Source organism: Kitasatospora sp. NPDC056327 (genome assembly GCF_042261735.1).
Classification (GTDB): domain Bacteria; phylum Actinomycetota; class Actinomycetes; order Streptomycetales; family Streptomycetaceae; genus Kitasatospora.
Genome location: NZ_JBHJRC010000351.1, coordinates 1 through 8,025 on the forward strand (window position 1 = coordinate 1; position 8,025 = coordinate 8,025).

Consider the following 8,025-nt stretch of genomic DNA (forward strand, 5'->3'; position numbering starts at 1 on the left):
GACGGAAGGGGGCCGGCGGCGGCCGGGCCGGGTCGGGCGGTACCGCCGTTCGGGTCAGGGCGTCGGGCCGGGCCGCTCGGCCGGTGCGGACCGCTCGGGCCTGCTCGCGCGGATCGAGTACATCAGCGGGACGCGCGGCCGTCCCGCCGGATAGCGGTAGCCCCGGTCGTGCTCCAGGACCGGGAAGCGGGCGAACAGCGTGAAGTCGTGCTCGTGGAGGAACTCGATCCGCAGGCCCGCGGCCACCAGGGCGCTGACGACCTCACCGATCCCGTGCTGCCACTCGACGGTCACGGTGGGCGCCGTCGGCGGGACCTCGCCGTCGGTGTAGGTGCTGGGGTCGTCCCAGACCGTCGCGTCCCGGTCGAAGTAGTCGTACTCCACCGTCCGGCCGTCGTCGCCCAGGATGTCGGCGAAGGGGTGGAACTCCGCCAGGTAGAGGAAACCGCCCGGTGAGACGAGGGCCGCCGCCGTCCGTGCCCAGCGCGCGATGTCCGGGAGCCAGCACAGGGCGCCCATGCCGGTGTAGACCACGTCGAAGGTCCGGCCGCCGAGCGCCTCGACCGCCCCGTACACGTCGGAGACGACGAAGCGGGCGGTGTCCGCGCCGATCCGCCCGGCCAGTTCGGTGGCCGCCTCGACGGCCGGACCGGAGAAGTCCAGCCCGGTGACGGTGGCCCCGCGGCGGGCCCAGGAGAGGGTGTCCAGCCCGAAGTGGCACTGGAGGTGGAGCAGGGTCCGGCCGGTGACGTCACCGACCTCGTCGACCTCGAAGGCCCGCATCGGGTCGCCGCCCTCGACGAAGCCGGCCACGTCGTAGAACTCGCTGGCCACGTGGACCGGCACCCGGCCGTCCCAGTTCGCGCGGTTGGTCGCCAGCCAGTCGTCGGGGGCGGGGGTCTTCTTCATGCCACCACGCTAACCACGTGCCGTTCCTCCGCTCAAACGGGTTTCCGGCCCGCGCCGTCCGGCGTAGCGAATCTACGCCCCACCGCCTTGCCCGATCGCCTGCCGGGTTGCCCGGCGGGCCGCTACGTTGAGGGGAATTCCACGGTGTGCGGAAGCAGGGGTGGTCCGATGATCCCGGGACACGCGAGTGCCATCGCCGCCTACGGCCTGCTGGCCGTGCTCCTGGGCGTCACCAGCGTCTGGGCCCTCCAGGACACCGGGCCCCACTCGCCCCTGATCGCCGTGCTGACCGGCGTCTCCGCGGGCCTCGCCCTGCTGGTGGCCGCCGCCTTCGTGGCCGGCCCGGGCACCTCGCTCGGCAGCCTCGCCGTCTTCCTCAACCTGCTGCTCTCGCTGGTGTGGAACATCGCCGCGCAGGGCCTGGTCCTCGTCGGCGTCGTCGTGTCCATCAGCCGCGGTCAGAGCGTCCTCGGTGACGACCGGAGAACCTGGACCCTGGGCGCCGTCTTCTTCCTCGGCGGCGGCCTCCACTACGCGGCCGTCAAGCGTCTGAACGTCGCCATCGACCACTGGCGGTGACCCGGGCCGCCGGTGGCGGATCCGCCGTGCGGGGCCCGGGGCGGAAGGGGGCGGACCGGGCGGACGGCCGCCGGGCGCGAACGCCCGCGGGCCGCGGGCGCCGGGTGGCGGCCGCGGCCCGGGGTGGGGGCAGGGGGCGGTCGGAGCGGGACTCCGGGATCAGGCGGCCGCTGCGGGGAGGCCGAGGAGTTCGGCGGAGCCGCTGCGGTTGTGACGTTCCTGCCAGAGCTCCAGGGCACTGCGGCAGGCGTGGTCGAGGTGACGCAGACCGGAGAGGTCGAGGCGCACCGGGCGGTCCGCCGGCAGCCCCTCAAGCCCTTCGAGGGTCTCCAGGAGGCGGGGCAGGCGGAGGAAGGTGGCGTTCCCGTGGAGGGTCACCCGGACCGGTCCGTCGGGCAGTTCGGTGACCGCCACCTGGAGGTGGGAGGTGTCCCAGGCGCTCTTCAGCACGGCGAGGAGCAGGCCGAGCAGGACACCTTCGAGCAGGTTGGTCACCACGATGGCGATCGCCGTGACGGCGAGGATCGCCGCCTCGCCGCGGTCGGCCCGCCAGAGCGGGCGCAGGGTGCGGACCGGGACCAGCTTGCCCCCGGCGTGGACCAGCACGCCGGCCAGGGCGGCGAGCGGGATGGCGGACAGGGCCGCGGGGAACAGGGCCGCGAAGAGCAGCAGCCACACGCCGTGGAGGACCCGGGAGGCCTTGGTGCGGGCGCCGGCCTGGACGTTGGCGGCGCTGCGGACGATGACGGCGGTCATCGGCAGGGCGCCGAGCAGACCGCAGAGGGTGTTGCCGACCCCCTGGGCGAGCAGTTCGCGGTCGTAGTCGGTGCGCGGGCCGTCGTGCAGCCGGTCGACGGCCGCCGCGCTGAACAGGCTCTCGGCGGAGGCGATCAGCGCGAACGCGAGCGCCGTGCCGAGGACGCCGACGCTGCCGAGCGCCGCGAGGTCGGAGGCCCCGGGCAGGTCGATCACGCCGGCGAGGCCGGCGACCTCGACCCGGGCGACGGGCAGGTCGAACAGGGCGGTGACGGCGGTCGCGGCGGCCACCGCGGCGAGCGGTGCGGGGACCACCCGGACGCGGGCGGGCAGCCGCGGCCAGAGCACCAGGACCGCGATCGTCCCGGCGCCGATCGCGGCGGCGGCGAGCGCGCGGGAGTCCCCGGCGACATCGGCGATCAGGCCGGGGATCCCGGCGATCTTGGCGGGCCCGCCGGCCGGGCCCTTGGCGTCGGCCAGCGCGTAGAGCTGGCCGGCGATCAGCACCAGGCCGATCCCGGCGAGCATGCCCTGGACGACCGAGACGGAGATCGCCCGGAAGAGCCGGCCGAGGCGGGCGGCTCCCATGGCGAGCTGGAGCAGGCCGGCCACGGCGGTGATGACGCCGAGGGCGGCGAGGCCGTGGTCCTGGACGGCGGCGAAGACCAGCACGGTCAGGCCGGCCGCGGGGCCGGAGACCTGGAGGCTGCTGCCGGGCAGCATCCCGGTCACCAGGCCGCCGACGATGCCGGTGACCAGGCCGAGTTCGGCCGGGACGCCGGAGGCGACGGCGACGCCCACGCAGAGCGGGAGCGCGACCAGGAAGACGACGAGGGAGGCGGGGAGGTCGGAGCGCAGAGTGCTCAGCCGAAGGGCGGGACGACGAGTCATCGGGTCCTCGGGAGAGTGACGGTGCGGACGGCGGTGGTCCGGAGGCGGGCGGTGGAGGGGCGGCCGGGGCCGGCGGGGCCGACCGGGACGGCCGGGACGGCGCGGCGGGCCGGGACTGCGGGACGGTCGAGGGCGGCAGGACGCTCGATGTCGGTACCCGTGCTCACAGCGGGAGGAAGAGGCCGGCGTCGGCCCGGTGCGAGAGGACCAGTCCGGTGTGGATCTCGTAGAACCAGCCGTGCAGCCGGATCCGTCCGTCGGCCAGCCGCCCGGCGATGCCGGGGTAGCCGCGCAGCCGGTCGAGCTGGGTGAGCACGTGGCGCTGGACCGGGCCGGCGACCGTCGGGTCGAAGACGTCGGTGTCGTCGGCGCGGAGCACGGCCTGGTCCGCGTGGCGCAGCCAGGCGCGGACGGCGGGCACCACGCTGAGGTCCTCGCCGCGGACCACGGCGCCCACGGCGCCGCAGTGCGAGTGGCCGCAGACCACGATGTCGCGCACGCCGAGGACCTCGACGGCGTACTCGATGGTCGCGGTCTCGCCCGAGGAGCCGTCGGCGCGGTAGAGCGGGACGATGTTGCCCGCGGTGCGCAGCTCGAAGAGGTCGCCGGGGTCGGCGTTGGTGATCAGCGTGGGCACCACGCGGGAGTCGGAGCAGGTGATGAACAGGGCCTGCGGGGTCTGGCCGGCGGCGAGCCCGGTGAGCTCGCGGCCGGTGTCGCCGGCGCGCTGCGGGAACGCCCGGGCGCGGTCGATGAGCGGTTCCATAAGGGTGGATGCCTCCTTCGGTGACCCTCTCGGTGTGGGCCGGAGGGGCGGTGGACGGGCAGGCACGTCGGAACCAGATGTCCCCGGTACGAGGGCGCGGCGATGACGGGCCTGACAGGGCATGCCCGAGCCGCGTCGGTGACCCTCGGTGTCCCCCCGGTGACCTGATGACGCGTCAAGAAGTAGTAAAACACGGGTATGGGCATGGCAAAAGCATGCTCGGGGCTCAGGATGTGCCGATCTGGTTAACATCCTGTTGCCTTCAGCGACACACGGCCTTCCGCGATGGAATCCTTGCGCTCCAAGGAACCTGATGGTCCGTCGGGACGTTGATGCGAAATATTTCCCGCGCGCCCCCTCTCCGTCGGACACGCCCCCTTCCGGAGCGGACACGCCCCGGCCGCTCCGGAACGCGCCCCCGGGAACCGCCGGCCCGCCCGGCCGGGGAAGAGGCGGCGGCGGGCCCGGAACGTTCCGGCCGTCCGGCGAATCAGAGTCCGGGGGACCACCGCGCGGCACGGTGGCACCGGGCGCGAGGGGAGCCGGGCGGCACGGCAGGCATCGACATCGGCACGGTCACGGCCGACGGCACCGGGCGCCGGGACCGGCCGGGCGGCCGTCCGGGGCGCCGACGAGCCGCTCCACCACGACCTCTCCCGACCGGAGGACCCCAGGTGACGAACGACCACGACCACGACCACGAGAGCGGTGCGCCGGCGGCCGGAATTGAGCGGGTCGGCCTGCTCGCGGAACCGCTCGCGGCGGCCTGCTCCCCGCCGTCGGGCGGTCCGTTCGCCGCCGGTGACGTCGTCCTGGCGCAGGACCTCCGGCAGCACGGGGTGCGGCTGAACCGCTGGCAGTCGGGCGGCCTCCCGGGAGCGACCCGGGCGGCGGCCCGGACCGCCGTACGGGCCTGCGAGCACCTGCTGTTCGAGCTGGACGGCGGCGGGACCGCGGCCTGACGGCCGGCCGCCCCGGGGCCCGCGGCCGGCCGTTCACAACCGCAGCAGCAGATCCCGGACCTCGGCGGGCCGGGACAGGAACGGGTGGTGGCCTGCGTCCAGCTCGACGACGGCGCCGGCCCGGCGGGCGAACTCGCGCTGCCGCTCCGGGGGCGTGCCCCGGTCCCGCGCGCAGACGAGGTAGGTCGAGGGCACCTGCTGCCACGCGGCCGCGCCGACCGGCTGCCCGGCCGCGTGCAGACTCTGCCGGGCGAGGTGCTCCGCCGCCTGCTCCTGCACCCCGGGGGCGCAGTCCTGAAGGAAGGTGTCCACGAGGCGCCCGGGGTCGACCCCGAACGTACCGGCACCGGGGTCGACGTCGAGGAACGGCGAGGGACTCCCCGTCCCGAAGTCCGCCAGGCTCTGCCCCTCCTCGGGCAGGTAGCCGGCGACGAGCAGCAGGTGGCGGACCGAGTCGATCCCCGCCGCGGCCTCCGCCGTGACGATGCCGCCGTAGCTGTGGGCGACCACGACGGTCGGCCCGTCGACGGCCTCCAGGACCCGGCGCACCGCCGCGACGTCCTCGGGCAGTCCCGGACCGCCGGTGCCGGCGGGCACGCCCGCCTCGCCGCAGCTGGGCAGCGCCGGGGCCTCGCTCGGCACCCCCCGCTCCCGCAGCAGCCCGGCGGTGCGGTGCCACCACCACGACCCGTCCCGCACGCACGCCCCGTGCACGAACACCACCCTCATCACGCCTCCGCATCGGCATCCGGCGACCGGAGCGGCCGCACGGCCCATCACTTCCCCGGCGGCTTCCGGCCGATGCGCCCCGGGCCGCCCACGGACCCGGCCCGTGCCGACCGGCCGACTCCGTCGAACCGACGGTGCGTCAGTTCCCTTGCTCTGCCGACCTGCTGACTGTCAAGCAGATCAGGCATGACCATGATCACACTCGCCGGCCGCTTTCGTGCTCCGGACCTCGCGGCGTCTATCCGTTCGACGGGGGCTGTCCCCACGAACGAAGTGGAGAACGGACTGTGCGTGCACGGCGAGGCGGCGGGGCCGAGGAAGAGAAGCCCGGACGCGGGCGGTGGCGGCCGACGGGGTGGCGGCCCCTGCGGTGGATCGACTACCCGCGCAGGGGGCGGCGCGGGATCCGGCGCTGGCTCCCCTCCTGGCGCCAACTGCTCCTGGTGACGGTGCTGGTCCTCCTCGGGCCGACCGGGTGGCTGGCCTGGTTCTACACCGTCACGCAGGTCCCCGAGGACCTCAACGCCTTCGCCACCCAGCAGAACAACGTCTACTACTGGGCCGACGGCACCGAGATGGCCCGCATCGGCGAGACCAACCGCCAGGAGGTGCCGCTCGACGGCGTCCCCGAACCGGTGCGCTGGGCCGTGCTCGCCGCCGAGAACGAGACCTTCTACTCGGACCCCGGGATCTCCGCCAAGGGCATCGGCCGCGCGCTCTGGCAGCTGGTCACCGGCGGCGAGACCCAGGGCGGCTCCACCATCACCCAGCAGTACGTCAAGAACATCTACCTCAACCAGCGCCAGGACTTCTCCCGCAAGCTCAGCGAGGCCGTCATCGCCGTCAAGCTCGACGACCGGATGAGCAAGGACGACATCCTCGCGGGATACCTCAACAGCAGCTGGTTCGGCCGCGGCAGCTACGGCATCCAGCGCGCCGCCGGCGCCTACTACGGCAAGGACGTCTCCCAGCTCGACGTCAGCGAGGGCGCCTTCCTCGCCGCCCTGCTGAAGGGCGCCGGACGGTACGACCCGGCACTGAGCACGGGCAACCACGAACGGGCCGTGGAACGGTGGGCCTGGATCCTGGACCGGATGGTCGAAACCGGGAAGCTCTCCCACGCCGACCGCGCCCGGTACACCGACTTCCCCGAGCCCAGGCCGCAGCCGAAGTCGGCCGGGCTCGGCGGCCAGGTCGGCTACCTCGTCGACCTGGCCAGGTCCTACCTGGAGAGCCACAGCGACATCACCGCGGCCGGGTTCGACCTCGGCGGTCACCAGATCCGCACCACCTTCGAGAAGCCCGCGGTCGCCGCGCTGGCCGCCGCCGTCCAGGAGGCCACCCAGGGCATCGACCCGGGCGCCCGGGACACCGACAGGTTCCTCAAGGTCGGCGCCGCGTCCGTCGCCCCCGACGGCCGGATCATCGCGCTCTACGGCGGCCCCGACTACCTCAAACAGGGCTTCAACAACGCCAACACCTCCAGCGTGCCGCTCGGTTCCGCCTTCACCCCGCTGGTGTACGCCGCCGGACTCGACCAGGGCGTGCAGCGGTCGCGGGGCTCCGCCCGGACCCCGGTCACCCCCGACACCACCTACAACGGCGACAACGGGGTGAACGTGATGACCCCGGAAGGCCCGTACTGGGGGCGCGACGGCAAGATCGCCAAGACCGCCAACGAGGGCAGTCGCGACTGGGGCCCGGTCAGCCTGCGCGGAGCCGTCGAGCAGTCCGTCAACGGGCCGATCATGCAACTCGGCCTGGACGTGGGCCTCGAACGGGTCCAGCGGACCGCCGCCGCGCTCGGGCTCCAGCCCGCCGCCATGGGCGAACTCAACCCCGGCTTCTCCGTCGGCAACTCCACCCCCAGCGCCATCCGCACCGCCGACGCCTACACCGCCTTCGCCGCCGGCGGCTCCCGCACCGACCCCCACTCGGTGCTGAGCGTCACCCGCAACGGCGAGCCGCTCGCGCTGCGTGCGCCCGTCACCGTCCAGGCGCTGGCGCCGAGCGTCGCCGCCGAGGTCGACACCGCCCTCAAGGGCGCGGTCAGCGGCGGCAGCGCCGGCTGGGCGGCCCAGGCGGGTACCGGGCTCGCGGCGAAGCCCGGTACCACCCCGGAGCGCACGGTGGGGTGGGCGGTCGGCTACGGCGAGCGGTTCGCCACCGCGGTCACGGTCTTCCGGGCCGACCTGCGGGACATGAAGCTGCTGTCCCTCGAAGGACTCGGCGGGGCGAGCCCGGACACCCCGGACTCGGTGCTGCCCGCCAGGATCTGGAGCACGTACATGAAGGCGGCGGGCGCCGGCGCCCCGGACGCGGGGGCGGCCGGCCCGAAGGCCGCGGGCGGACGGTAGACGGGCGCGGACGGCGGAGGGCTGCCGGGCGGTGGACGGCCGGCGCACCCGACGGGCCGGGCGGCTGCGGGAGCGC

The 8,025-nt window shown here is 74.6% G+C and carries 7 protein-coding genes; 3 read left to right on the top strand and 4 right to left on the bottom strand.

All coding sequences use genetic code 11. From position 1 onward, the window contains the following. Window positions 1–54 precede the first annotated feature (54 nt). Window positions 55–909 (bottom strand): class I SAM-dependent methyltransferase, encoded by an 855-nt coding sequence (locus tag ACFCX4_RS32265; RefSeq protein ID WP_376150316.1) that lies wholly within the window; start codon window positions 907–909, stop codon window positions 55–57. Between the two features lie 168 nt (window positions 910–1,077). Here ACFCX4_RS32265 and ACFCX4_RS32270 point away from each other — a divergent pair, with 168 nt between their 5' ends. Then, the gene (locus tag ACFCX4_RS32270) at window positions 1,078–1,488 is read left to right on the top strand and encodes a hypothetical protein (protein WP_376150318.1); all 411 of its coding nucleotides are present in this window, start codon (window positions 1,078–1,080) and stop codon (window positions 1,486–1,488) included. Between the two features lie 159 nt (window positions 1,489–1,647). On the opposite strand, the gene ACFCX4_RS32275 is transcribed toward ACFCX4_RS32270, so the two are convergent. Both ACFCX4_RS32275 and ACFCX4_RS32280 read right to left on the bottom strand, forming a co-directional pair. After that, complete coding sequence (locus tag ACFCX4_RS32275) at window positions 1,648–3,135, bottom strand: SulP family inorganic anion transporter (RefSeq protein ID WP_376150320.1); 1,488 nt, start codon at window positions 3,133–3,135, stop codon at window positions 1,648–1,650. Between the two features lie 163 nt (window positions 3,136–3,298). Then, on the bottom strand, window positions 3,299–3,901 hold the full coding sequence (locus tag ACFCX4_RS32280) for a carbonic anhydrase (protein WP_376150322.1): 603 nt from the start codon (window positions 3,899–3,901) through the stop codon (window positions 3,299–3,301). A gap of 674 nt (window positions 3,902–4,575) precedes the next feature. On the opposite strand from ACFCX4_RS32280, the gene ACFCX4_RS32285 reads away from it, so the two are divergent. Further along, the gene (locus ACFCX4_RS32285; RefSeq protein WP_376150324.1) at window positions 4,576–4,863 is read left to right on the top strand and encodes a hypothetical protein; all 288 of its coding nucleotides are present in this window, start codon (window positions 4,576–4,578) and stop codon (window positions 4,861–4,863) included. Window positions 4,864–4,896: 33 nt separating this feature from the next. Here ACFCX4_RS32285 and ACFCX4_RS32290 read toward each other — a convergent pair whose 3' ends face one another. Beyond that, entirely contained in the window at window positions 4,897–5,592 is a 696-nt protein-coding gene (locus tag ACFCX4_RS32290; protein WP_376150326.1) for an alpha/beta fold hydrolase, read from the bottom strand. A gap of 287 nt (window positions 5,593–5,879) precedes the next feature. On the opposite strand from ACFCX4_RS32290, the gene ACFCX4_RS32295 reads away from it, so the two are divergent. Continuing rightward, on the top strand, window positions 5,880–7,949 hold the full coding sequence (locus ACFCX4_RS32295) for a transglycosylase domain-containing protein (RefSeq protein WP_376150328.1): 2,070 nt from the start codon (window positions 5,880–5,882) through the stop codon (window positions 7,947–7,949). Window positions 7,950–8,025 lie beyond the last annotated feature (76 nt).